This is a genomic window from Sodalis sp. RH16, from assembly GCF_047324245.1.
Lineage (GTDB): Bacteria > Pseudomonadota > Gammaproteobacteria > Enterobacterales > Enterobacteriaceae > Acerihabitans > Acerihabitans ligni.
Window position 1 is genome coordinate 137,133 of record NZ_CP178737.1, and the last position, 25,937, is coordinate 163,069.

Sequence of the window (25,937 nt, forward strand, 5' to 3'; positions counted from 1 at the left end):
GGTAATCCGTAGATTGACCGCCGCGGCCTGCCGGAAATTGCCAAATTCAAGCGGGGAAGATGACGCAGATGGCAGACCGCCGGTAAGGGGCAGTCTGTCGGGGGCAGAAGGCTAGTAAAGTGGGGCAGTGAAGGCGACTTCCCATTGCGGATTGGTGATATCCGCCCAGGGGTACATGCTGTCTTTTGGCAGCCTGGTGAAGGGCAGACTTTTCAAATCAGAACTGGCGGCGCCGGGCGTCTGTGCTTCGCAAATGGTACCGGCCAGTTTTTCGTAAGCTCCTCTGAAGGACGTTGAAGCCTTTACAACCACCAAATCGTACAGCGTTGGTTCAATACCATGCGCGCGGTAGAGTTGAGGATCGCCGTTACCCGCCATCCATTCACACACCAGAACATCAAGGTTGCCGATGCTCAGCACCGCTGAGCGGCCTATGCGTTGGACCACCCCTCTTCCAGCCGGACCTTCCTGTCGGAATACGCCATCGTGCAGCGATTTAACACGAGCCTGACAGGTAACAGACATTGAACGGGGATCGCGGGATGCGCCGATACTGAATTCCGCCTCCCCGCCCACACCGACCTGATGAGCTTTCAACGCTGCGTCAGGCGCGTTCACGACGACAGCTGAGCGCAAACCGGCTCCATATTGGAGTATTTCAGTGGCAACTGCCATGTTGTCCCCGGTTGCACCGGCGTTGCAGGAGTCAGCCGAATCAACAAGGATGACCGGTTTTGCTGTATCTGCTTTGAGCGCTCGTTCAATGACTTCTTTTACAGAGGTCAGCTTAATACGGAAATCATGGCGTTTTGAGTAGAGCAAGCTTGCAAGTTCCTTGGCGTATTTCTCAGCTTGCTCTCGGTTGTCAGCAACCACAACGACAGAGGAATTGGCTTTGGGAATATCAAGCCAGGGTTGCATTTGATAGAAAGAAAAATCAATGAGCCGGCCCTCAGCCACCAGCTTCCGGCCGTAGTCAATAATCTCCTTGAATGCTCCTTTTAGGGTGTTATAGGCCGCGGCTGGAGCAATCATCGGAACAGGCACCCAGGCCGTAACCGGCTTTCTTTTGCCGGAGATGGCATCCAGCGCCAGCGCGGCCGTGCGGTACCCCGTCTCGACATAATCAACGTGAGGATATGTCAGATATGCCAGTATGATGTTGGTATTGCTGATTAACGTGTCAGAGATATAAGCATGAAGATCGGACGAAACGGCAATGACCGTTTTATCTCCCACAATCACCCTGATTCGCCGGGTGATTTCTCCTTCCGGGTCATCATATTCCGTTGTCATTAACGCACCATGATACGATATGAGAACGCCGTCGAGAGGTAAGCTTTCTTTAATCTGGGGGATAAGTTTTGACAGGTAATGATCCATGACGGACTGTTCAGCTACCCCGCCGCTCTGGCAGGCCATCACCGTTCCGCATACCACTTCAGCAAGCGGGGCTTTCTCATTCAACGCTTTGAAGAAGCCGCCGATTGCACATTGTTGGCCTTCAAACTCCTTTCGCACCCGCTCTCCTTCGTATTCTCCCGTCTGTCTCCAGAATTCGAGGGAAGAAAGGACAGGATTGAAAGAGTTACTCTCCTGACGAAATTCGGTAACAAGGATCTTCATTAATACTCTCCGTTTAAGTCACGGTGGATGTCTTTAAGCGCTGAATGAATTTTCATATATACCCGGTAGTTGTTGTCGTAGACGTCCTTGTTGCCAGGATTGGGAATGAACTCTTTTTGGATGGCCACCTTGTCCGCCATTGTATTCAAATCATTGAGCCAGCCCAGTCCCATTGCCGCACAGTAGTAGGCACCAATCGTTCCTGTATAGCGGGGAGCTTCCGGGATTTGCACCTTGATTTGAAGGATGTCAGCAAGCATCTGCATCCAGACATCATTTACCGCACCGCCACCCACAACGCGGATATGATTCTGCAGGCGACCGGACAGTCCATGAAGCCGCTCAAGGTTGTGGCGATGCGTAAAGCAGATGCTCTCCATCATGGCTCTGGCCATATGACGCCGGTCATGATTGATGGAAAGGTTCAGGAAAAAGCCTTTGGCGTTTTGGGAGAACGGGGCAAGCTCACCGTTCAGCCAGTGCGCGGCGATGACACCTTCGCTACCAGGCGCTATTTGACCGGCTTCTTTGCTAATGAGGTTATAGATGTCCGATTCAAGTATGGTACGTTCGACCCTGTAAACCTGATCGGCCAGCCAGTCCAGCGCCAGGCAACCGGTCTGCAGTGCATAAACAGCCCCTTGCGTTTCACGATCGATTGAGAAATATAATGGCGCGTCCAGATCAGAACGTTTACCGATGATGCTGACCAGCCAGGATGATGTCCCAAAATAGAGATGGGCATCATCCAGCTGAGAGCGCCCTACCCCCCACGTGATCGCCACAAGGTCACCAAAACCGCCGAAGACAGGCACATCACCGCGCAGGCCCAGTTCGTCGGCAGCGGCTGCCGTCAGCACTCCTATCGTCTCCTGTGCTTTGCGGGAGAGTGGAAATTTATCCAGATCATCCATGAGATCGGCAGCCCTGAGGACCTGCTGATAATAGTCGTTCAGCTCAGGATTATCTGAACGGATAAAATCATCTGAAGGCTCGGTGAAAAGGTTGCCGGTAGCTTTGTATTTGAAATAGGTATTCAACCCGACAATATGGTTCGACTGTTGCCAGATCTCCGGCTGGTTTTCTTTTAACCACATGAGCCGCGGCCAGTATTCCTGACCTGTCCCGACGAATGTCCCCGCTGATTTATTCAGGCGTTCTGCCTGGACAACTGCCCGACTGTCCATCCAGATGATACTGTCGCGCAGAACTTCTCCCTGATTATTCAGACAGATAATGTTTTTCCATGGCGCGACGAATACCACGCCATGAACATCATCCCTTGCTACTGAGCTTTTGCGCATCACCACCCGACTGGTTTCACAAATATGCTTCCAAATAACCTCAGGATCCTGTTCTGCCCAGCCGTTTTCAGGTTGTTTTATCGGATAGCTTGCCCCGCCTTCGGCAACCACTTTTCCCCATTCATCAATCAACGCAGTTTTAAGTGACGAGGTACCGATATCAAAAGTCATGATGTGCTTAGGCATTATGGCCTCCTGTCGTTACCGCGATTTCCTGATGCTGGGCAATGCGGACTCGCCATTCTTACCTCCTGCCAGTAAGGGATGTATTGTTTTTGTTGTTTACATGTGTTTATTGATATAAAAAACACTATATCAACATAAATATCACAATAACTGACAGATACGCGTTGGCACTCATAGGTTTTTGTGATGACACAGCAATCATCTTTCACAAAAGGAAAGATTTTGGCCAAAACCACATAATAGCCACACTTCCCCTATTCTTCCGTGTCAGGAATCTGCTATTTTCAAGCCATTCAATAGTTCAACCATCGGTGCGTTCAGGCACCGGTGTTATGTATTTCTCACAGGTCATAACTATGCAGGCGGGACACTGATGGATTATTCAAACGGCGCGGAAAGAAGGAATATCATTCTCGATAAGCTCGCAGAGCATGGACAGGTATTCGTTAACGATCTCGCCGAGTTTTTTGATGTTTCCCAGGAGACCATCAGGCGCGATTTCAACAAACTCGAGGAGCTGCGCTACATCAAGAAAGTACATGGAGGCGCTGTCAGCGCCCAGTTTGGCTTCGAGCTGGAATTTAAAGAACGTTCAAAACTCGCTGAGGATGAAAAGAAAGCCATCGCTATCAAAGCGGCCCGGATGATCAAGCCTGGAGACTCATTACTTATCGACTTTGGTACGACAACGCTTGAATTTGCCCGCCAGATAGTTTCCATCAATGGCCTGACCGTGATTACCAATTCACCCATCATCGCGAATCTTTTTCATGAGAACAGCACAACTAATCTGATCCTTATCGGTGGACAATTCGGCACATCCAAAATGGAATGTATAGGTTCCATTGCGCTGCAGTCTATAAGCAGTTTTTATGCTGATTATGCAGTCATTGGCGCCGGCGCCGTCAGTCCGGACGCGGGAATTATGGACCAGAATCTGGATGAAGCGGCCATTGCCCGCCAGATGATTAAGCAAAGCAATCAAACCATCGTTCTGGCTGATGGGCATAAATTGAACAATCGGGCCACATCGCTAGTGGCCGGTTGGAAAGAAGTATCTTGGCTGTTTACTTCCGATCCTGATCAGAAAATAAAAAATCTCGTTTTTCCCAAAGATCTAAAAGTAGTCATTGCCTGACCGTCATCATTTCAGCTTTAAAGCCCGATTCATCGGGCTGAATGGGTAAACATACGGTCCAGGAGCCACGCTTTTGACCGGTCGCCAGCAACGCGAACATAAAGATCATGCTGCCAAAAGCGCCTTCGCGACATTTTCATCGCAGATCAGCACATGACAAAGCCCGGCACGGATGGCGGCCAGAATAATAGCGTATTTATGGGTCCCGCCCGCGGCCAGCACCAGCTGTCCGGTTTTTTTCAAATCCTCAATCGTGGGATTGATCACTCTTTGCGCTAAAGGATGCTTTACTTTTTTTCCCTGGACATCCAGATAGTGACCGCAAATATCTCCCACAGCGCCCGCTTCAATCAGCGAAAGGCGTGATGGCTCGTCGATGACGCCATATTCCAGAGCTTTGGATTGTTCAGAGAGATCGATAGCGCTCAGGAGCGCCATGTCCAGCTGGCCTGCCATGGAAAGCACCGACCTCACCGGCTCACTGGCCACCAGGGCGTCTCGTAGCGTTTCTGAGGAAGCGAACATCGGTGCGGTAACATAAAAACATTTTGCATTGAGCGCCCGCGCGACAGACGCGGCGTTGTCATAAGGGTTGATTCTGGTGCTTTCAGCCAGGCCGCCGCAAAGCAGCACCACGCGATCGCCCCCTTCCGGTCGTGGCAAAAAGTTCTGGGCAGCCGTATGAATGGTGCCTCCCCAGCTTATGCCGAGCGTGCCTGATGGCGGCAGATTTTCAGAGATATATTGCCCTGCCGCCGAGCCGACCATCGCCCTGACATCATCACCTTCGATTGGCGTCGGGACAACGATGACCCGGCCGAGACCAAATTTTGCGGTAAGGGCGTTTTCCAGATCGATGCGCACAGCAACGGTCTGGGGCAAAATGATCTGCACAAACCCTGACGTTCTCGCTTCACCCAGGATTCGGTTGACCTTTTTACGGGTGATATTCAGGTGGCGCGCAATCACATCCTGAGTCTGACCCTCTTTGAAGTAGTGCCAGCAGATCCGCGCAATCAACGCGTTTTCATCCTGAGCGCTTTTACTTTCTTCCAAAATTTTTTCCCTGATAATCATAGTATTGTCTCTAATATGGAAAGTATAGCACATTTGTTCCCTCTGATTCACAAATGTGTCATTCATGAATGGTAAATTCACCACCATCAAGATTTTCATAAGAGAGAATACCCATGTCAGAATGCAATAATATTTACAGCGATAAAAAAACCGTCACTGTTAATGGCCGTGAATATCAGTGGCCCGTTCAATCGACTGTGGTGGTTTGTTTCGATGGATGCGATCCCCAATACATCGACGCCGCGAGCCAGGCCGGTCTGATACCGAATCTGGACAAAATGCGTGACAGCGGCTTTGCCGGTAAGGCATTGGCCAGCATGCCGACCTTCACCAATCCCAATAACGTCTCCATCGTGTGCGGCGTATCGCCGAATGTGCATGGCGTCTCCGGCAACTTCTATTTTGACCGCGAAACGGGCAAAGACGTCATGATGGTTGACTCCTCCCCGGTGCGGGCGCCAACGCTGCTGTCGGCATTCTCCCGTGCGGGCGCAAAGGTTGTTGCGATCACGGCGAAAGATAAACTGCGCAAGGCGCTGGGCAAGGACCTGGATGGCATTGCTTTCTCTGCTGAAAAAGCCAACGACGCCACCGAAGCAGAGAACGGCATAGGCAATGTCGAAGCGCTTGTCGGCCGAAGCGCGCCAGACCAGTACTCAGCCGATCTTTCACTCTTCGTGCTGGATGCGGGCATCACATTGCTGGAAACCACCCGGCCGGACATCTGCTACCTGTCGCTGTCCGATTATGTACAGCACAAACATGCGCCCAACGATCCTCAAGCACTCGAATTTATGGTGGCCGTCGACCAGCGTCTGGGAAAAATGCTGTCGCTTGGCGCGCGGTTGGGCATCGTTGCCGATCATGGCATGAGTGATATGGCTGATGCCGGGGGCAATCCGCGTATTGTTTACCTTTCAGATCTGCTGGACGAAGCATTCGGGGCAGGAAAATGCCGGGTGATCTGCCCGATTACCGACCCGTTCGTTCGCCACCACGGTGCGCTGGGCGGGTTTATCCGCATTCATCTCCTGGCCCCGGATATCGCCATCCATGACGTGCTGAATTTTGTCCGCAATATCCCCGGTGTTGCACTGGCGCTGCCACGGGATGAAGCCTGCCTGATGTTCGAAGTGGCCGACGATCGTGAAGGCGACATCGCGGTTGTTGCGATTAAAGGAGTGGCTCTGGGAGCCGGCAAAGCCGACCACGATCTGTCGCAACTTTCCGGCGCTCGTCTGCGCTCCCATGGCAGCCTCACCGAACAGGTCGTTCCTTTTATTACCTCAATCCCGGTGAAAGCCGATCCGACGCACCGGCTGCGCAACTTTGACATCTTCTTCGCACTCCTGAACGAGGCTATCTGATGCGCCGCGCCATAGTTGTCATTCTTGACGGTTTACGTCGGGATTTGATCGGTGAGGAAAATACGCCTCATCTGTGTGCATTTGCCCGCCGTGCCGAGCAGTTCTCCGCTCACCGTACCGTGTTCCCGAGCTGCACCCGAGTGGTATCGGCCAGCATCGCTACCGGCTGCCGGCCGGCCCGTCATGGGATGGCGGGAAATACCATGGTGCTGACTGAAAACGGCCGTCTGGTCCGCCATGATGCGGGTAAACCGGGTTTTCTCCAGCACAAGCGCAACGTCACCGGCCGCTCTTTGCATGTTCCGACGATGGCGGAACACCTCGCGGACGAGGGCGGCGTGGTGATTTTCAGTAATGTCTCGCCGGGGGCGGCCTATGCCCACGATCCGGATGGATTTTGTCACGTCTACCATCGCGCGGGGTCATTCGGCCCCGGTCGCCAGCCCGTTCCTCCGCTTGACGAGCTCAACATTGCGCTGGACACCGAGGGCGAAAGCGTGATGACCGACAGGTTTATTGCACGGGTGGTTAGCACCCATGATTGTCCGGCCGTGGGCGTTCTCTGGATGGGCGAACCCGACGCGTCCCAGCACAATCTGCCATTAGGATCACCCGAACATCTGGCCATCCTTCGCAGTGCGGACAGTCACGCGGGGCGGGTGATTGCCGCCGTTGAGGCCATGGCCGATCGACAAGACATTTTGCTGCTGATCGGCTCGGATCATGGTCACCAAATCGTGGATGGGGTCATTGATGTTGAAGCTGAGCTGGTCGGCGCGGGTCTGAAAAACAGCATGGAATCGGATGATGTGGTTGTGGCGTCGAACGGAACCTCGGTACTGATTTACCTGCATCCCGACGTGTCCGGCAGGAAGTCAGAGATTGAGATCTTCCTGCGCGATCGCGCCTGGGCAGGCCAGGTGTTCTCGCGCTGTGAGTTTGCGTCGGCGGGTATTCCCAGTGAGGCAGGCCCGGAATTCGCCGTTTCCATGCGCAGCACCGACGAAACAAATGACTACGGCGTGGCCGGAAAAGGGTTCACGGCCCGACGCGCGGGGGACAAAGCAGATATTCTCGGCGCCGGGCAGCATGGCGGCATGGGCACTTATGAACAGATGCCGTTCCTGATGGCTGCGGGACAGGGTTTTACCCCGGATAGCGTGCGCACATCACCCAGCTGCGTGATTGATATTGCCCCCACCATTTTCACCCACCTGGGTAAACCGCTGCCGTCATTTGATGGCCAGGCCCTGCAACACGAAAGTCGTGAGGAGTAAAAATGGCGAGCGTCAACATTCGTCAGATCGGTAAAGCCTATGGAGAAACCGCCGTGCTCAAAAGCGTCTCGCTGGATATCCGCGACGGTGAGTTTCTGACATTAATCGGTCCCTCCGGCTGCGGAAAATCGACACTGTTGCGCATCCTGGCGGGTCTGGAAGCGCAGGACAGCGGCAGTATTGAACTGGATGGAGAGAACATTGATGCGCGCCGCCCAAGCGGACGTGATGTCGCGATGGTTTTCCAGTCCTATGCGCTTTATCCCCACTTCACGGTGTTTGACAATATAGCCCTGCCGCTGAGGATGCAGCGACTGAGTCGTATTCAGCGCCTGCCGGTGCTGGGTTACCTGCTGCCGGCACGAAAAAGCATAGAGCGTGATATCGCCGGTGAAGTGAACCAGGTCGCGAAGATGCTGAATATCGACCCTCTTTTACAGCGTAAACCGGGGCAGTTATCGGGTGGACAGCGCCAGCGCGTGGCGCTGGGCCGCGCTATGGTTCGTCATCCCAAAATATTCCTGATGGATGAACCGCTTTCCAACCTTGATGCGAAGCTGCGTGTGCAAATGCGCGCTGAGATTGTGGCGTTGCATCGCCGCCTTGGCGTGACGTTTGTCTATGTAACGCACGATCAGGCTGAAGCGATGACCATGTCCGACCGCGTTGCCGTCATGGTCGGCGGCGATGTCCTGCAAACAGCGCCGCCGGAAGAGCTGTATCGTAATCCGGCTGAAATCCGGGTTGCTGAACTGATTGGCAGCCCGAAGATTAATATTCTGGCCGTTGACGCTATGCCGGGAGCCGCAAAGTACGGCTTTGCCTGCGCACACCGCATTGGCTTTCGACCTGAATCAGCGTCCATTGTAACCAGCGGAACCGGCGTGCTGGAAGGCGTGGTCAGCAATGTTGAGAACTTCGGTGCGGATATTTTCATTCATGTCGATATCAACGGCGCGGGCAGGATTATCGTGCGCCGTGACCCGCATTCGCCTCGCCTCTCGCCGGGTAACGCCGTGGGCATCATGCTCGATCCGCGCCAGATTCTGGTTTTTGATACCGATGGCAAGCGGCTGACGGAAAAGGAGCGGATCGCGGTATGAGCGAATTACACGTTGTGACAGCCAGGGCAAACCGGCAGGCACCGAAAAAGTCGCTGGTGCAGGCTCAGCGGCACTTCGCTTACCTGTCGGTATTTCCCGCCGCCTTGTTACTGATTGTGCTGCTGTTCGTTCCGGCGCTGGTGGTGATAGCCGTCTCACTGACCGACTGGCAGTTTGGCACATCGGCGCTCCGGTTTATTGGCCTGGAAAATTTCAACACGTTATTCTCCGACCCGGTGTTCTGGACGGCGCTGAAAAATACGTTGCTGTATGTGGCCATCGTAGTACCGGGAACCTTGATTCTGGGCCTGACCGTCGCGCTGTTAATCGAGTCCAGCCCCAGCCTGCGCGGCTTTTATCGTGCGATTCACTTTCTTCCGGTGATGTCGACGATGTCGGCAATGGCCATCGTCTGGGGGTCAATGCTTCATCCCACCATTGGCCTGGTGAATCGCGCGTTGTCGGTATTCGGTATTACCGGCCCTAACTGGTTACGAGATGAAGATACGGCTCTGCTGGTGATTGCCGTCATTGGCATCTGGCAAAACTTTGGCTTCGCCATGGTGCTGTTTGTTTCCGGACTGAAGTCTATTCCAGAGGATCTCTATCACGCCGCCGCCATTGATGGGGCCGACGGCATTGTCGATAGGCTTCGTACCGTCACCCTTCCTATGCTCGGACCCGTGATGATCTTCGTCAGCATAATGACCGCATGCCGGGCTTTTGAAGTGTTCGACAGCGTCAGTGTTCTCACTCAGGGCGGACCGAATTATGCCACGGAAGTCCTGCTGCACCGGCTCTATACCGAAAGTTTTGACTACCTGAGAACCGGCTACGGCGCGGCGCTTACCGTGGTTTATCTGCTGATTGTTGTCTGTCTCACCCTCGGCCAGTCGAAAATCCTTGAGCGGCGGGTACATTACTCATGATTAAATTTTCCTCATTGTCTCTTTCGCCGAAACTGGTGCTGCGGCATGTGATTCTGCTGTGTACCGCCTTGTTTACCCTGCTCCCCTTTATCTGGATGGTGAGCCTGTCCCTGAAGCCTCAGCAGGAGATTTTCGCGGCCGATTTCCATTTGTGGCCAACGCACTTTTTCGGACTTGAGAACTACCGTGCGGCGTTGACTTCTGTACCGATGTTGCGGTTTCTCGCCAATGGCGTCTTTGTCTGCGCGGTGATTTTCCTGATCCAGCTTATCGTGTGCGTGCCCTGCGCTTATGCGCTGGCAAAACTGCGATTTCGCGGCCGGGATACCCTGTTTTCCGCCGTGCTGGTTGGTTTACTGGTGCCGCCGCAGGCCCTGGCGATCCCTCACTTTTTAATGCTGTATGTGTTTGGCATCCTCAATACCTATGCATCGCTGATTCTGCCGTGGATGATTTCGGCCTTCGGCATCTTTTTGCTGCGTCAGTTCTTTCGCAAAATCCCCGAAGAGATTCTTCAGGCGGCGCGGCTGGACGGCCTGAGCGAGTTCTCCATTATCTGGCGCATTATCATGCCGATGAGCACGCCGGCTATCGCCTCATTCGGCATTTTTTCGTTGGTTGCGCACTGGAACGATCTGTTCTGGCCCATGATTGCGGTTCGCGACCAGGCAATCTCGACACCGGCATTGGGCATCTTATTATTCCGGGATGATGAATCCGGTCAGTCACTGGGACCACTGATGGCGGGGGCGGTAATTATTGTTATTCCGTTGATTTTCGTTTTCCTTGCGGCACAGCGTCGTTTTATTGATGGCATGACAACATCGGCAAATAAATAAGCTTTTATTTTAATGACTCCAGGAGAATACCATGTCTTTACAGGCTTCAGTGTGCAGCCGCATTTTATCCGGCGCGATTATTTTGTCTGGCATTACGGCAGCCCATGCAGACGATAAAATAACGCTTGATGTGCTGTATACCACCCCGGGGACGTTCAATTCCCTACAGAAGGAATTAGCAAAACGCTTTACCCAGACGCATCCTGGTATTGAAATAAAGTTTCGTAATCCGGTAAAAGGATATGAAGAAGCTGCGCAGGAAATTTTGCGCGGGCAAATCACCCATAGCATGCCGGATGTTGCTTTCAACGGAATCAACCAAATCGGATTGTTTGTTGACCGTGGTATTGGGGCGCCTCTGGATACATACATCAAGAAAGAGGGTGGCCTGGATAAATTAGGTTATTACCCGACGCTGGCTAAGCTTGGGACCTGGAAAGGCAAGCAATACGGTTTGCCTTTTGCGGTTTCCACACCGGTTCTTTACGTCAATACCGATCTGGTAAAAGCGGCGGGCGGCAATCCAGATCGGTTACCGGGCACCTGGCCTGACTTGATCAAACTCGGTAAAGCGATTGAGAGCCATTCGAAATCGCCGGTAACAGGCCTTTATTACCAGTGGGAGCAGACCGGCAACTGGCTGTTTCAGACGCTGATAACCAGTAAAGGCGGACACATGCTGCAACCTGATAGCTGCAAAATCGGCTTTAACAGTGATGCGGGTAAATGGGCGCTGCAAACGCTTGAGTCGTTTGGAAAGTCAGGCATGCCTAACCTGGCGCTCGGACAGGCTCGCCAGTCATTTGTTTCGGGTACGATAGGCATCATGGCGGATTCAACGTCCTATGTCGCCGCCGCTGAAAAGCAGATCAACGGAACGTTCGGCTTTAAAACGATGCCCTTCCCGCTGGCCGCTGCGCAAGGTCGGTTACCGGCGGGCGGAAACGTTGCCATGGTGCTTTCTACCGATACCAAACGTCAGGCCGCGGCATGGGAGTATGTTAAATTCGTCACCGGTCCTGAAGGCCAGACCGCAATGGCCAACCTGACAGGGTATATGCCCGGAAACAAAATAGCCGTTGAGAAAGCAGACCTGCTCGGCAACTTTTACGCGTCCCATCCGAACCATACCACCAGCCTGAAGCAGGTGCCGGTATTAGGCGAATGGGCATCGTTCCCGGGTGAAAACTCGCTAAAAATAATTGAAGTGATTAAAGACCACACCGAAGCGTTAGTGACGGCTCGAGACAATGCGGCTGACACCATGCCAAAACTGGTTCAGGATGTTAATGCCCTGATGCCTGCTGAGTGTAGGTAACAGCGATATTCCGCCAGAAATGCCCCTGGCGGAATTCATTAAGCTCAAGCGCGCCCTATACCGTAGCCTTTGCAATCTGCCAAACACATCAGCAGCGGCAGCCGGACAATCGATTGTTTACTCGATATAAGGACCAAGGATGAGGTCATTGCCCCTTATTGCCTCCTCAAGGGAGCCGACCTTGAAGGCGACATGGGTATAGTCTTCAAAAGTGGCTGCAACGGAGAATCCGGTGTGAATCGGTGCCACTGTATTTTGAAGTTACCCGGATCATCAGCGGTAAACATTCCGGCTATTTCACTAAAAAGGCCTTCAAGGCTCGACGCTGATATCGGCAAGGCGCCCCGCGGCACGCCGCATGATCGCGGGCGACTGGCCAAAGGCCCTGATAAAGGCGCGGCGCATTCTGTCTGAATCGCCAAATCCCGTTTGCTGAGCGATAGCGCTAATGGAATGGGTACTGTCTTCCATTAGATTCCGTGCGGCCTCCAACCGGATATTTTCCACCGCCTTCGCCGGCGATTGGCCGGTTTCAGTTTGAAATGAACGGCTGAATTGCCGGGGGCTGAGATTGGCCACTGCCGCCAGCTCCTCCACACCCAGGCGCTTGCCCAAATTACGGCGAACGTAGGTGATCACTTTCTGCAATCGATCCGACTTGGGTTCCAGCTCAAGCAGGGTGGAATATTGCGATTGTCCTCCGCTCCGGCGATGGTACATAACAAAGTGACGGGCGATGGCACGGGCCGTCTCGATACCGAAGTCGTCCTCAATCAACGCCAGCGCAAGATCAAGACCCGCCGTGCTTCCCGCACATGTCCAGATAGAACCGTCCACGATAAAAATTCGATTTTCCTCCACATGGACCAATGGGAATTGCTCCTGGAGCTTTCTGGCGATTTTCCAATGCGTTGTCACCCTGAGACCGTCCAGCAGACCGGCGGCGGCCAGCGCGAAGGTACCGGTGCACACGCCGGCGATTCTTCTGCTTCTCTGGCGTGCGGTGCGCAGGAACTCAATCACCGCAGAGTCGGGCTGCACAGCGCCGCCACCCACCACCAGCAGGTCGAAATAATCGTCGGAAAAGGGTTCCGTCTCCACCCACACGCCGACCGGGCCTCGCAATAGACCGCCTCGTTCGGACATCATCCGGGTCTCATACAGCTTCTCGCCCGCCAGCTGATTGGCGATATCGAAGGCACCCGCCACTGCGAGCTGTAATGGCGTGAACCCCGGATACAAAACAAAACCGACTTTCTGAACAGCCATCTCACGCTCTCGTTGTCTTAAAACGACGGAATTATGACATTTATGCCGCCTGCTATAAAAGCCATACTTTTTTGAAAATATCAAAAGGTTTTCGTCATGAATCCAACCAAGGCTTTTCCCCCCCCGCTGCATGGCGGCCAGCTGATCCTCGCCTCCATCGCGGTAGCGCTCGCAACGTTCATGACCGTGCTCGACTCGTCCATTGCCAATGTGGCCATTCCGAACATTTCGGGCAACCTTGGCGTATCGGTGGACGAAGGCACCTGGGTCATCACGGTGTTCGCCGCGGCGAATGCGGTATCCATCCCGCTCACCGGGTGGCTCACGCAGCGTATCGGTCAGGTCAAGCTGTTCGTTGGCGCGATCTTATTGTTTATCGTGGCGTCGTGGCTGTGCGGTATTTCTCCCACCATGCCGGTGCTCCTCACCGCGCGCGTCCTGCAGGGCGTTATGGCCGGCCCGCTGATTCCGCTGTCGCAGGCGATTTTGCTGGGTTCGTATCCCAAACACAAGTCCGCGATGGCGATTTCCCTCTGGGGGATGACGGCCACCGTGGGCCCCATCGCCGGCCCCTTGCTGGGGGGCTGGATCACGGACAGCTACAGCTGGTCGTGGATTTTCTTCATCAACATTCCCATCGGACTCTTCGCGGCGGGCGTCACCTGGATAATCTACCGAGACCGCGAAACGGCCACCAGAAAGCTGCCAATCGATGTGGTGGGTCTCAGCCTGCTGATAACCTGGGTCGCCTCGTTGCAGGTTGTGCTTGATAAAGGCAAAGATCTGGATTGGTTTTCATCGCCCCTTATCGTTGCCCTTGGCATTACCGCCTTGGTGAGCTTCGCATTCTTCATGGTATGGGAGTTGACCGAGGAGCATCCGATTATCGATCTCAGGCTTTTCGGACAGCGCAACTTCCTTGGCGGCACCATCGCAATCTCGGTGGGTTACGGGGTATTTTTCGGCAATCTCGTGCTGCTGCCGCAATGGATGCAGGAATACCTCAACTACCGTTCCGTTGATGCGGGACTGGTTACCGCGCCGCTTGGCTTTTTCGCCGTCATCATGTCGCCCATCATGGGCCGCGTGTTGCCGCGCACCGACGCCCGCACCGTTGCCACCCTTGGCTTTATCGGCTTTGCGTTCGTCTTCCTGCTGCGCTCGCAATATCTCACCGAAATCGACACCTGGCATCTGGTCTTGCCCACCCTGCTGCAAGGCATCCCGATGCCGATGTTTTTCCTGGCGCTGACATCGATCATTCTGTCCGGCCAACCCGCCGAGCGATTACCCGCCGCAGCGGGACTCTCCAACTTCGCGCGGGTGTTTTGCGGCGCGGTCGGCACGTCGCTGGCCGGCAACGAGTGGAACAACCGCACGATCCTGCATCACGCCCGCCTCACCGAGCAGGCGAGCATTTACAATCCGGTATTCAATCAGCAGATCGATGCGCTCAAAGCGCTGCTGCATTCAGATACCCAGTCGGCCCAGGCGCTATTCGATGTCACCCTCAGCGCCCAGGCCGCCATGTTAGGGCTAAACGATATCTTTTATCTCTCGGCCGGTATCTTCATCCTCATCATCCCCCTGGTGTGGATCACGCGACCGGCCAAGAGAAACAAAGCAGTTTCGATCAAGGACGCGCATGCCTGAAAGCTGTTGCGGCGTTTTCGTCTGGAAATGAGAACGAACGCTGCCTGGGGATCTCGTCCAATAGGTATGCATGTGAGCTTATGCCGATATGTTTATTGGCGCCCTGGTCAGCGGGTTAGGAGCCAAACTCTATACCGGCGGCAATAAGGAAAATGCCGCTTTCATTTCTCGCGCCTCTTCTCCCGGACTACGGCCAAAGAAACGCCGAAACTCGCGATTAAATTGCGAGGGACTTTCATAACCCACCCTGAACGCCGCCGAAGCGGCCGTCAAATTATCGCGAATCATCAATAAACGCGCCTGATTCAGGCGCACGGACTTGATGTATTGCAAGGGCGAAGTACCGGTCGCGACTCTGAAGTGTTTATGGAAAGCGGGCACGCTCAGGCCGGCGTCGCTTGCCAGGACGCTAATAGGCAAAGGCTGCGGAAAATCCAGATGAATGCGCTGCAACACTCTGGAAATATTGGCAAAATGCCCGTGATTTGCCAGCGCGGCCCTTATCGCACCGCCGCGCTCCCCCACCAGCGCACGGTAATACAGCTCACGCACCAGCTGCGGACCGAGGATCTTTGCCTCTTGCGGCGAGGACAACGCCCGCAGCAGGCGTAATGTCGTATCCGCCAGCGAGGCATCAAGGGGCGTTGATATGATACCTTCGGGTGCGGCGTGGGGCGGCGAATCCGGACTGTCCAGCAACATCACCAGTTCCGATAACACCGTCCTGTCCAGCGATACCGTTACCGCCAGCAAAGGCTCCTGCGGGCTGGCTTCCGTTTCCGTGGAAAACGGCAGCGGTACCGAGAGCACCAGATAATGCTGCTTGTCGTAAAAATATACCTTGTCCGCCAGGTAGCCGCGCTTATGGCCCTGGCAGACAATCACAATGCTCGGTTCATAGATCACCGGCGTGCGGCCCAGGGGGCGGTTGGAGCGCATGAAACGCACATCCTCCAGCAATGAGCGGGTATAGCCCTCGTTCGGGGCAAGGCCGCCAATCAGTGACACCATCTCATCGAACATCCGGCATCTCCTCTCTTTATTGCCAGTTACAATCAAGCAATCGCATTGCTGTTTATCCCCTGGAAAGTGAATCCTTTGAATAGAAACAGGCAATCATAGGATAAGAATACGCCTATTTTACCTGCCCCGCGCTGTTTAGCATGGTGGCGTTAACGAGATTTTCATTTTTCAGCCTGTTTCAGAGGAGATAAGACATGAGCAATAAAACCTGGCTGATTACCGGCGCGGCTCGCGGCATTGGTTTGTCGCTGGCGCGTCAGGTACTGGCGCGGGGTGATGCGGTTGCCGCCACCTCGCGCACCATGGAGAGTTTGCGCCAGGCGCTAGGGGCGGATAGCGACCGCTTCCTCGCCCTTGAGGTTGATCTGGTGTCCGAGCCCGGCGTGCAAGCGGCTATGGAAAAAATCATCGGAGTATTCGGCAGCATAGACGTGGTGGTGAATAATGCGGGTTACGGTCAGCAAGGTACGATTGAAGCCCTGACGGATGCGGAACTACGCCGTAATTTCGACGTTAATGTGTTCGCGCCGCTGCATGTGCTTCGCCACGCATTGCCGCAGTTACGCAAGCAGCGCAGCGGACACATCTTCAACGTGGCGTCTATCGCGGGGTTCCAGGGCGGCTATGCGGGCTGGGGCAGTTATGTCGCCACCAAGTTCGCGCTGGCCGGGCTGACCGAAACCCTGGCGGCGGAAGTGGCTGAACTGGGTATCAAAGCGACCATTGTGTATCCCGGCCCGGTGCGCACCGGATTCCTGTCGCGGGAAAGCCTGGTGGTGGCTCAGCACGCCATTGCCGACTACGCCGCCGCCCAGGCATCGCTGGAATTGCACCTGAACGGGCTGGATGGCAAGCAGGCGGGCGACCCGGAAAAACTGGCGTTGCTCATCATACAAGCGGCCAACACAGCGCAACCCCCTGTTCACCTGTTCGCGGGTCAGATAGCCAATGAGCTGGCCGAAGAGAAATTAAAGGCCGTCAGCGGGGATCTTGCGGCCTGGAAGGGCGCTTCGCAAGCCACGGATTTCACTGATTGATGACCGGAATCATTATCGGAGGCTCAGACTGCCGACAAACATACCCTGAGTCAATAAGATGAGGCAGGCACTTTATCCTCTAACTCAGCCGGCGCCGTAAGGCGCCGGCTCATTACTTCCATGGAAGAGATGTATATTGGCGCAATGTGCGCTGATGCAGCAGCAACGATTGCCGCTAAATCATCATAAATGTCGTAATGGGTTCTCGTCATTATTTATCTGACTATCAAATCCCATCATTGTTAATTGATACCAGAATATCTTGATTGGAGGTTTGAATGATTACTCCTGTTGCTATTGACATGGAAGAATACTCACTGAGCGTTCGAAATTAAACGAATGAGATGTCATTAAAGAAGGAATAGGTAAAGCATTAATAAATATCTAACCAACAATAACCAGACAATTAAATCTACAAATAACTTCATTTATGCTAGTTTTGTTTAGAGTTTCTCTTTTGCGAATATCCCTATAGTCACTCAAGAAGGCCAAAACGCATCAGCAAGGCACAAAAAAAGGCCGCTGCGATGGTTGCCATCCAGAAATAAATACTGTAAATAAAAATAATATCCACAACCGCAGCATGTCAATAATTAAATGTATCGAAAATTCATTATTATAGAATCGATTATTATCCCATTAGCCAGTGTTAAATATCCGTTTATCATCCTCCCTCTTCAGACTATTTGTTTAAGCATTTTTGAACGTCCCTATGATTAATTACTTATAGCGGTTTATTTTTGATTTGACATGCTTCTGGAAATGGTTAGGTCATTCCGTCAAATAAAATAAATAGCACATAAAATTTTCACTTTCATCAATTAATCTAGGGAAAGAATATGCCTATCAAGCCGATACACTCAACTGGGAAGACCACATACCAAGGAAATGGCAGATCAATCACTCAGACCCCTTATGGGCCAATAAGTCATTTAACGGGGGCATCCAATGCTGGATTGGGAGGCCCAAGTCCGCGAGCCGTAGGAAAATTAAATACATCATTAAGTAATCTCAATAACAATCTTCAGCAATCTAATCAAAAGATTCGTGACCAAATAACTGACCTACAAAAAAAACAGGCCGAGCAACAAAAAAAACGAAACGAAGAAACCAACCGAAGAATGGAACAGGCCAGGGCGGAACAGCAAAAAAAATTGGCTGACATGAAAGCTAAAACGCAAGCCGACGTTCAAGAAGCCAACGCCAGAATGAGGGCGGAAGAAGCAGCAAGACAGCAGGAAAACATGCAACGTCAGGCCCAAGAAGAGGCAAGACTTCGAGAACAAGAAGAAGCAAAAAATCGGGAAGCGGAGCAACAAAAATTAGCTCAAGAAGCGGCAGCGGCAAGAGAGCGGGAGGAAGCCCAAAGGAAAGCGGATGAGGCCGCCGAAGCCAAGCGACGGGCAAATGAGGCCATTGAAGCGCAGAGAAAAGCCGATGATGCGGCCAAAGTGGCCAAAGAGCTCATTGCTGCGAGGCAATTGAATCAAGAAAACATTCAGACCGATGAGGCTCTTCCCAGTCCCAGCCAAGCAGCAGTTATGGCTGCCGCAGCAGGTTTGGCCTCTACAGCGCCCGCTGCTGAAGGCCTATTGGCGAGAATTACGGCTGCCCTGGCTGAACTGGGCGCGATTGCCTCATCTTCAAAAGCGGGCCCGCACGCCGCCATCATTATTGCTGGGCTTTATCCCAAGGAGGCGGGAGTGGGAAGCGATAATGTGTCCGGCGAAAAACATTTCGTCAAGACGCTACCGGCCGCAATGCTCAACATGCCATCAGAAGAGCGTTTACGCCTAGCTGCTCTGGAACATAACACCATTGATGTCCCCATCAGAGGCCGTCTGGTTTTAACAAACAGCCAGATAGCCATTGAACTGATTAGGACTGAACAACCCACGCCCGTTCGCGTCGTTACAGGCATACCTGACGGTAAAGGTAATTATCAATGCACTCTGCCTGGTACGGACGCGTTACCGGCCAGCACCATTTTAGTGACGCCGGCGGAAGCTCCGGGCAGCGCAGGCCTGGGGGCCATAATCACACCAGAGATTGGCCCTAAGCCTGTTATCCATACCGGTAATAATGCACAGCCCATTGCTTTGCCTACAGTGACGACTTTGCCCGGTTTTGATGGTGATCTGATTGTGGTTCCGCCGCTTGAAACCGCTGACAAGCCGATCTATGTTATGCTGAGCGGCAGGAAAGAAAGCTACCGGCCTAATCAAGGCGCTGTGGGCAATATGGGTGAGTTTTTTACGCAGCAGGGCTTTGGTAGTCAAGTTAAAGAATTTTCAGTCAAGACTAATCAACAGTACCAAGGACAAAACATCTACAAAGCAAACAAAGATATTGGATCACATATAGCGGATGGGGATATATTTTACCTCGATGGAGCACACAAAAATCATCTTGAATTATTTGATAGTAATAGAAAAATAAAACTAGTACTAAATCTTGACGGCTCTATTAATACGCGTAAGACTTTTGAAGCTCAAAAAGAAGGACGGAGATTGCCAAAATGAATGACAAACTTAAATTTGAGAAAATGAAAAATATACTTTCCGAAATATTAATAGAAAAATTAGGCGATTTGTCTGAATCTGACGATTTAGCTATCAACTATAAAAGAAATATGGATGAAACATTTCAGACGAGGTTAAATTTGCTGAATCAAGCAATCAACTTCTTAGATAATGCCCGTAGCGAGAAAGATGAACTGGCAACACAAACTGCATTGCTTATTTTAAGATCCCAATCAATGGGGCTTGCTGATTTCTTCAATGCTATAGTGAACGATATCGAATCAATCTTAAACAAACCAAAATGGATAGAAATTCCGGAAGATTATAAAATTCCAGAGCACTACAATTTTAACGAGTAACATGTATTAGTGTGATTACCAGGGGATTCTGACGGTATAATTACCAGGCGATTTTGTCGTTATCCCACTATTACAATTTGCCATGAGGCATGCGGATTTCTTTGATTATATGAAAGACGACACTTTGTAATTATCCAACGCTTTATATAGATGTGATATGCCTGGTACCTATCAGATACCTCATCACTATATTGCCGACTACACCGCCGCCCAGGCATCGCTGGATTTGCACCTGAATGGGCTGGATGGCAAGCAGGTGGGCGACCCGGAAAAACTGGCGTTGCTCATCATACAAGCGGCCGGTGCGGCACAACCTCCTGTTCATCTGTTCGCGGGTCAGAGAGCCAATGAACTGGCCGAGGAGAAACTGAAGGCCGTCAGCGGGGATCTTGCGGCCTGGAAGGGCGCTTCGCAAGCCACGGATTTCACTGATTGATGGCCGGGGTCATTATCGGAGGCTCAGACTGCCGACAAACATACCCTGAGTCAATAAGATGAGGCAGGCACTTTATCCTCTAACTCAGCCGGCGCCGTAAGGCGCCGGCTCATTACTTACATGGAAGAGATGTATATTGTCGCAATGCGCGCTGATGCAGCAGCAACGATTGCCGCTAAATCATCATATCCAAAATGAATATAAAAATAAGGCCGCTGATGGATAACAGTGTGGACATTAGCGTCCAGGATAAGAATGTTTCTTTCGTTGTCAGGCCAAAGAAGTTTTTTACCATCCAAAAGCTGGCATCATTCACATGGGAGCAGATACAGGAACCGGCGCCGGTAGCCAAGGTGATCATGGCCAGATTGGTCTGCGGATGGGTGGAAAGCAAAGGAATAACCAGGCCGGCGGTGGATATTGCCGCAACGGTTGCGGAACCGAGGCAAATTCGGAAAAAGGCCGCTACACCCCACGCCATCAGGATAGGACTGATATCCATGCCGGAGACCAGCGATGAAATGTAACTTCCCACCCCGGAATCAATCAATACCTGTTTAAACGCGCCACCCCCGCCGATAATCAACAACAGGCCGGCAATACCCGCGATGGCCTGGCCGCAGGAAGCCATAAGTTCCGGGATCTTTTTCCCTCGGCCAACCCCCATGGCGTAAAGGGCAAACAGCAGAGACACCAGCATGGCAATGGTGGAATTACCGATAAATAGGATAATCGAATACAGCGTACCCGGATCGCCGGCATCCTTCGGGCGGGCCATTTGGATAATGGTCACCAATGCCATCAGGATCACAGGCAGCATGGCGGTGAAGAAGCTGATGGCGAACCCCGGCATATCCGCTTCGGAAAAATTCTTTTCAACTCCCAGGGATTCGATATTACCGGCCTTTTTGAAGGCCTCCGGAATCAAGCGCTTACACAGCTTATTAAGCAACGGACCGCAAAGGATAAATACCGGTATCCCCACCAGCACGCCGTAAAGCAACACCACGCCCACATCCGCCCCATACTCACGGGCTATCATGGTGGGGCCGGGATGAGGGGGCAAAAAACCGTGGGCAACCAGCAATCCCGCCAGCATCGGCACGCACATGTTCATGGGGGAAATTTTCGCTTCCCGGGCGATGGCGAATAAAATAGGCACCAGCAGGATCAGCCCCACTTCAAAAAACAAGGCTATACCAACGATAAAAGCGGAACACACCACAGCCCAATCCAGTTTACGGGCGCCGAAATATTTCAGCATGGTCAGGGCAATACGCTGCGCCCCGCCGGCATCAGCTAATAACCGCCCCAGCATCACGCCAAAACCGAATATCAGGCCGATATGGCCCAACGTGCCGCCCAATCCTGATTCGACCGAGGTGACGACTTTATTTAACGGCATTCCGCTGGCGATGGCGACGCCAATGGAAACGATAACCAACGATACAAAGGTATTCAGTTTTATTTTTATGGTTAAAAGTAGGAGTGCAGCAATACCTACCACAACAATTAACAGTGGCATAATAACCTCTCAATAATAAGGTAAAGATGTTCTTTTTATTTATTTCAATATTTCGTCATGCTTTTAATGCAGCACATATTTTATCTACATCATATATACAGCCCTTCCATGTTCCGCCGCTGACCGCCTGTAATACAGCCCAAAGACGCGTGTCATCCGGTAATTGCGGATCCGGCATTAAATCGGGATGGCTGGTTCTGGCATTCAGAATGGCCGTGGCGTCTTCCCGTGTGGGAAGCGTTTCATCCGCGGCAGTGCCCAGGAAATTGACCTCGCCGTGCAATTGCCTACAGTCGATTTTTATTTCGACGATATCGCCGGTGCGTAATTTCCCGATAGCACCCCCTGCCAGGGCTTCCGGCCCGACATGTCCGATACAGGCGCCGGTGGAAACGCCGGAGAATCTGGCATCGGTAATCAGCGACACCTGCTTGCCATAGGAGAGGTGTTTCAACGCGCTGGTCACCTGATAGGTTTCCTCCATTCCGGTACCGGAAGGACCCGCGCCGATAATCACCAGAATATCGCCGGCTTTGATTTTCTCGTGTTTGATATCGTAAATAGCGGTTTTTTCGGAGAGATACACTTTAACCGGGGCTTTATGGTAATAGATGCCGTCTTCGTTAATCACGCTGGGATCGATAGCGGTGGATTTGATAACCGATCCTTCCGGCGCGATATTGCCCATCGGAAAGGTGATGGTGGACGTCAAGCCGCGCGCCCGCGCCTGCTCTGGCGACATAATGACATCATCCGGTTCGACATTATCCTGTTTCACCAGCAGCGCTTTGAATGTCCGCCGCCTTTCCGACTGCTCCCACCAGTCCAGGTTATCTTTCAGCCGGCTTCCCGTCACGGTCATCACGTCTTCATGCAACAGCCCGAGCCGGCGCAGGTGCAACATCACCTCCGGCACGCCCCCCGCCATAAAGGCCCTTATGGTGGGATGATAAACCGGGCCGTTAGGCAGCACGCTCACCAGGCGAGGCACCTGTTTATTGATCCGGATCCAGTCGTCAACCGTCGGAATCCTGCAGCCGGCCTGGTGGGCGATAGCCGGAATATGCAGCAGCAAATTGGTTGAGCCGCCAAAAGCGGCATGGACCATCATGGCATTTTCGATGGCCTCATCGGTGAGGATATCTTTAGTGGTGATGCCTTTTTTATGCAGCAGCACGGCGGCCCGCGCCGACGCCCTGGCTATCTCAATCCAAACCGGCTCCCCCGACGGCGCCAGCGCGGAATGCGGCAGCGCCAGTCCGAGTCCCTCAGCCACAACCTGCGAGGTGCCGGCGGTTCCCAGGAACTGGCAGCCGCCGCCGGAAGAGGCACAGGCCTGGCATCCCAAACGGCGGGCGCTTTGCAGCGATAATTCGCCGTTAGCGAACCTCGCCCCGATTGTCTGTACTTTGCCGTTGTCCTCGCCGTTAACGGCGGGCAGCGTCGCCCCGCCCGGAATCAACACCGTGGCTTTGTCATGCTGGGATGCCAATGCCATCAGCGTGGCGGGCAACCCCTTGTCGCAGCTCGCCACGCCGATAACCGCCTTTGCCCCCGGCAAGGAACGGATCAAGCGGCGCATCACCATGGAGGCGTCATTGCGATAAGGTAGGGAATCAAACATCCCGACGGTGCCTTGAGTACGGCCATCGCAAGGGTCAGAGACATAAACGGCATAAGGCAGCGCGTTCTGCGCCTTGATGACCTCCGCCGCGGCTTTCATCTGGATATCCAGCTCGTAATGCCCCTGGTGCAGCGCCAGCGCAATGGGTTTGCCCTCAGGCCCGCGCATCCCGCCAAGGGTGCTAATCAACAGGATCTCGTCACGGTCCAGCTCGTCCGGCGTCCACCCCATACCGGCATTCATGGTCATGCCGAAAATATCGCCGCTGGGGCGATTGATCAGCATGTCCGGGGTAAGTGGCAATTCCCCATCCGGGCCGGCGGCATGTGTCCTGACCCGGAAGATATCCTGATTGCCTTCATCAAAAATATCGCGAACAGACATGATATTCCCCTTATGATTTTAAAATGCCCTGGGCTAACAACAGCTCGCGGACTTTCCTTTTCGCGTCTTCAGAAGCCTCGAGAATCGGCGGCAGACAGTAGGTATTTACCGGCAAACCCACACACTGCATGGCATATTTGATCAGAGATACAAACGGCGTTTCCAGAGAGTAGAGGGAGGGAAGCTGCAGCAGTTTCTTATTAAGCACAGCGGCCGCGGCAAGATCGTTCTCCTGAAAAGCCGTATATATTCCCACGGATAACTCAGGCGAGAAGTTGGCGCTGGCGCTTATCGCACCATCGCCTCCCAATAAAAGGGTATTCAGCAAGTGATCATCGTAGCCGCAAAATACCGAAAAATCGGGACGAACAGGTTTGATGGTATTAATCATGGTCCGCAAATGACTGACACTGTCGATAGTGTCCTTGATGCCCACAATATTCTCGTTTTGTAACACCAGACGTTTAACGATTTCCGGGCTCAAATCCTGCCCGGTAAGGTCCGGGAAATTGTAGAGAATAACCGGCAGGCTGACGCTGGCCGCAATACGATGGTAATAATCATCCAGGTTGGCGCTGCCCACTTTCCAGTAGTAGGGATTAATGGCCACCACGCCATCCGCGCCACAGGTCTGGGCATATTCCGCCAACTGCACCGCCTCGTCAGTGGAGGTGGAACCGACCCCAATCAATACCGGAACGCGATAGTTTACCGCAGCGACAGCCGCCTCGGTGAATTCCAAGCGCTGCCGGACAGTCATCTGGCTGAATTCGCCTCCCGTTCCCAGATAGAACAATCCGTTGACGCCTTTCTCAATCAGAAAATCGGCCACCTGCTGCAAGGCGGGCTTATCAATATTGCCATTGGCATCAAAAGTGCTGGATACCGGAGGGATAATCCCTCTGAATTTTTTATTCATCGTCATTTCCTTTTTTTTAAGAAATCATTCTGATTTCTGTAACCCAGTCCATAAGATATCTGGTCTGCACATTGCCTGAGCAATTCAATATAACCATCGACTTTATTGCCTGAAAAAATAACCGGGTCACCAGACAGTGAAATGGCATAATTAACCCTGTTATAGATATTGAAAACGGGCATACTCAGACATACCGCACCATAGGTGGATTCTTCGTTGTCTATTGACCATCCCCGCAGACGTGTCTTTTGCAATTCATCTCTGAACAGACGTTTATCCGTCAAGGTATTCCTGGTGTGTTCCGTCAACACCAGAGCATCGAGAAAATAATCCATCTCCTCCAAAGGTTTCCAGGCCAGCAAGGCTTTCCCCAGAGCCGTTATATGCAATTCCAGTTTTTTACCTATCCAGCTCTTACGTGTGGGCGCGGATTCAGGGCTTTCTACTTTATCAAGATAGATTGCATACGTGTTTTCCATCGCTCCTAGATGGCATACCAGGCCGCTTTTCATGGAAAGCTCCTGCATCGGACGTTTTGTCACTTCAAAAATGTTTTTCCGATGCAGCGCCTGGCAACCCAGCTCGTAGTTTTTTATGCCAAGCAAATATTGATTTTGCTCGCTTTTGATCAGAAAGCCGCATTCGACCATGACATCCAATAAATTCAGCATGCTACTTTTCGGGTATTGGAACTCTTTGACCAGCTCCATAAAACTTGCGTTACCCACATAAGCAATATGCGTCAGTATTTTTTCAGCCCTGATTAATGAAGTACATCCTTTACCGCCCATAACCGCTCCGATTCAGATTGATATACCCTAAATAATTCAAGTTGCAGGAAGGCGGCGACGCAGCGAATCCCCAGGAGCTTACTCCAGTAAGTGACTGGGGTGAGCGAGGAAAGCCAACACACCTGCGACTTGAAGTATGACGGTTATATAAAGTCTATTCCGTCGGTTCGGCGGAAAATAGACCTAGTTCAACATGCTGAACCGGGATCGAGGGCTGGAATGTGATCCAGT

At 52.7% G+C, this 25,937-nt stretch carries 21 protein-coding genes; 12 read left to right on the forward strand and 9 right to left on the reverse strand.

Annotated elements, in window-relative coordinates; genetic code table 11:
• Positions 1–111: 111 nt before the first annotated feature.
• Positions 112–1,626, reverse strand: coding sequence for a M81 family metallopeptidase (locus ACL2XJ_RS00635; RefSeq protein WP_413725342.1), 1,515 nt, complete (start codon positions 1,624–1,626; stop codon positions 112–114).
• On the reverse strand, positions 1,626–3,116 hold the full coding sequence (locus ACL2XJ_RS00640; RefSeq protein WP_413725343.1) for a xylulokinase: 1,491 nt from the start codon (positions 3,114–3,116) through the stop codon (positions 1,626–1,628). The genes ACL2XJ_RS00635 and ACL2XJ_RS00640 overlap by 1 nt, the downstream gene beginning before the upstream one ends.
• 373 nt (positions 3,117–3,489) lie before the next feature.
• Here ACL2XJ_RS00640 and ACL2XJ_RS00645 point away from each other — a divergent pair, with 373 nt between their 5' ends.
• A complete protein-coding gene (locus tag ACL2XJ_RS00645) occupies positions 3,490–4,254 on the forward strand; it encodes a DeoR/GlpR family DNA-binding transcription regulator (protein WP_203524741.1) in 765 nt (254 codons plus the stop codon).
• 105 nt (positions 4,255–4,359) lie between these two features.
• Here ACL2XJ_RS00645 and ACL2XJ_RS00650 read toward each other — a convergent pair whose 3' ends face one another.
• Positions 4,360–5,430, reverse strand: coding sequence for a sugar-binding transcriptional regulator (locus ACL2XJ_RS00650; protein WP_413725344.1), 1,071 nt, complete (start codon positions 5,428–5,430; stop codon positions 4,360–4,362).
• A 14-nt stretch (positions 5,431–5,444) separates the two neighbouring features.
• Between ACL2XJ_RS00650 and phnA the strand changes: the two genes are divergently transcribed.
• The 6 genes from phnA to ACL2XJ_RS00680 are packed head-to-tail and all read left to right on the forward strand — an operon-like array spanning position 5,445 to position 12,164.
• Positions 5,445–6,698, forward strand: a complete 1,254-nt coding sequence (gene phnA, locus ACL2XJ_RS00655) for a phosphonoacetate hydrolase (protein WP_413725345.1) — start codon at positions 5,445–5,447, stop codon at positions 6,696–6,698.
• Entirely contained in the window at positions 6,698–7,975 is a 1,278-nt protein-coding gene (locus tag ACL2XJ_RS00660; RefSeq protein WP_413725346.1) for an alkaline phosphatase family protein, read from the forward strand. Before phnA ends, ACL2XJ_RS00660 begins: the two co-directional genes overlap by 1 nt.
• 2 nt (positions 7,976–7,977) lie before the next feature.
• A complete protein-coding gene (locus ACL2XJ_RS00665; protein ID WP_413725347.1) occupies positions 7,978–9,078 on the forward strand; it encodes an ABC transporter ATP-binding protein in 1,101 nt (366 codons plus the stop codon).
• A complete protein-coding gene (locus tag ACL2XJ_RS00670) occupies positions 9,075–10,007 on the forward strand; it encodes a carbohydrate ABC transporter permease (RefSeq protein ID WP_413725348.1) in 933 nt (310 codons plus the stop codon). The genes ACL2XJ_RS00665 and ACL2XJ_RS00670 overlap by 4 nt, the downstream gene beginning before the upstream one ends.
• Entirely contained in the window at positions 10,004–10,846 is an 843-nt protein-coding gene (locus ACL2XJ_RS00675) for a carbohydrate ABC transporter permease (protein WP_413725349.1), read from the forward strand. Before ACL2XJ_RS00670 ends, ACL2XJ_RS00675 begins: the two co-directional genes overlap by 4 nt.
• 31 nt (positions 10,847–10,877) lie before the next feature.
• Positions 10,878–12,164, forward strand: a complete 1,287-nt coding sequence (locus ACL2XJ_RS00680) for an ABC transporter substrate-binding protein (RefSeq protein ID WP_413725350.1) — start codon at positions 10,878–10,880, stop codon at positions 12,162–12,164.
• Positions 12,165–12,476: 312 nt separating this feature from the next.
• Here the strand turns inward: ACL2XJ_RS00680 and ACL2XJ_RS00685 are convergent, their stop codons facing one another.
• Positions 12,477–13,433, reverse strand: a complete 957-nt coding sequence (locus ACL2XJ_RS00685) for a GlxA family transcriptional regulator (RefSeq protein ID WP_413725351.1) — start codon at positions 13,431–13,433, stop codon at positions 12,477–12,479.
• Between the two features lie 96 nt (positions 13,434–13,529).
• On the opposite strand from ACL2XJ_RS00685, the gene ACL2XJ_RS00690 reads away from it, so the two are divergent.
• The gene (locus ACL2XJ_RS00690; RefSeq protein WP_413725352.1) at positions 13,530–15,086 is read left to right on the forward strand and encodes a DHA2 family efflux MFS transporter permease subunit; all 1,557 of its coding nucleotides are present in this window, start codon (positions 13,530–13,532) and stop codon (positions 15,084–15,086) included.
• A 129-nt stretch (positions 15,087–15,215) separates the two neighbouring features.
• Here the strand turns inward: ACL2XJ_RS00690 and ACL2XJ_RS00695 are convergent, their stop codons facing one another.
• A complete protein-coding gene (locus ACL2XJ_RS00695) occupies positions 15,216–16,109 on the reverse strand; it encodes an AraC family transcriptional regulator (protein ID WP_413725353.1) in 894 nt (297 codons plus the stop codon).
• A gap of 194 nt (positions 16,110–16,303) precedes the next feature.
• Between ACL2XJ_RS00695 and ACL2XJ_RS00700 the strand changes: the two genes are divergently transcribed.
• The 4 genes from ACL2XJ_RS00700 (at position 16,304) to ACL2XJ_RS00715 (ending at position 20,463) form a co-directional block, all read left to right on the forward strand.
• Positions 16,304–17,146: an SDR family oxidoreductase gene (locus ACL2XJ_RS00700; protein WP_413725354.1), complete on the forward strand. Its 843-nt coding sequence runs from the start codon at positions 16,304–16,306 to the stop codon at positions 17,144–17,146.
• Positions 17,147–17,985: 839 nt separating this feature from the next.
• Positions 17,986–19,668 carry an S-type pyocin domain-containing protein gene (locus tag ACL2XJ_RS00705; protein ID WP_413725355.1) on the forward strand — a complete coding sequence of 561 codons (1,683 nt, stop codon included), beginning with the start codon at positions 17,986–17,988 and terminating at the stop codon, positions 19,666–19,668.
• Positions 19,665–20,027: a hypothetical protein gene (locus tag ACL2XJ_RS00710; RefSeq protein ID WP_413725356.1), complete on the forward strand. Its 363-nt coding sequence runs from the start codon at positions 19,665–19,667 to the stop codon at positions 20,025–20,027. Before ACL2XJ_RS00705 ends, ACL2XJ_RS00710 begins: the two co-directional genes overlap by 4 nt.
• A 157-nt stretch (positions 20,028–20,184) precedes the next feature.
• The gene (locus ACL2XJ_RS00715; protein ID WP_413725357.1) at positions 20,185–20,463 is read left to right on the forward strand and encodes a hypothetical protein; all 279 of its coding nucleotides are present in this window, start codon (positions 20,185–20,187) and stop codon (positions 20,461–20,463) included.
• A gap of 175 nt (positions 20,464–20,638) precedes the next feature.
• Here the strand turns inward: ACL2XJ_RS00715 and ACL2XJ_RS00720 are convergent, their stop codons facing one another.
• Genes ACL2XJ_RS00720 through ACL2XJ_RS00735 form a run of 4 tightly spaced genes read right to left on the reverse strand, consistent with a single transcriptional unit; the run spans position 20,639 to position 25,706 of the window.
• Complete coding sequence (locus tag ACL2XJ_RS00720; protein WP_413725358.1) at positions 20,639–21,988, reverse strand: gluconate:H+ symporter; 1,350 nt, start codon at positions 21,986–21,988, stop codon at positions 20,639–20,641.
• A gap of 55 nt (positions 21,989–22,043) precedes the next feature.
• Positions 22,044–23,996, reverse strand: a complete 1,953-nt coding sequence (locus ACL2XJ_RS00725) for a YjhG/YagF family D-xylonate dehydratase (RefSeq protein WP_413725359.1) — start codon at positions 23,994–23,996, stop codon at positions 22,044–22,046.
• 10 nt (positions 23,997–24,006) lie between these two features.
• Positions 24,007–24,915 carry a dihydrodipicolinate synthase family protein gene (locus ACL2XJ_RS00730; RefSeq protein WP_413725360.1) on the reverse strand — a complete coding sequence of 303 codons (909 nt, stop codon included), beginning with the start codon at positions 24,913–24,915 and terminating at the stop codon, positions 24,007–24,009.
• 2 nt (positions 24,916–24,917) lie between these two features.
• Entirely contained in the window at positions 24,918–25,706 is a 789-nt protein-coding gene (locus ACL2XJ_RS00735; RefSeq protein WP_413725361.1) for an IclR family transcriptional regulator, read from the reverse strand.
• Between the last annotated feature and the right edge of the window lie 231 nt (positions 25,707–25,937).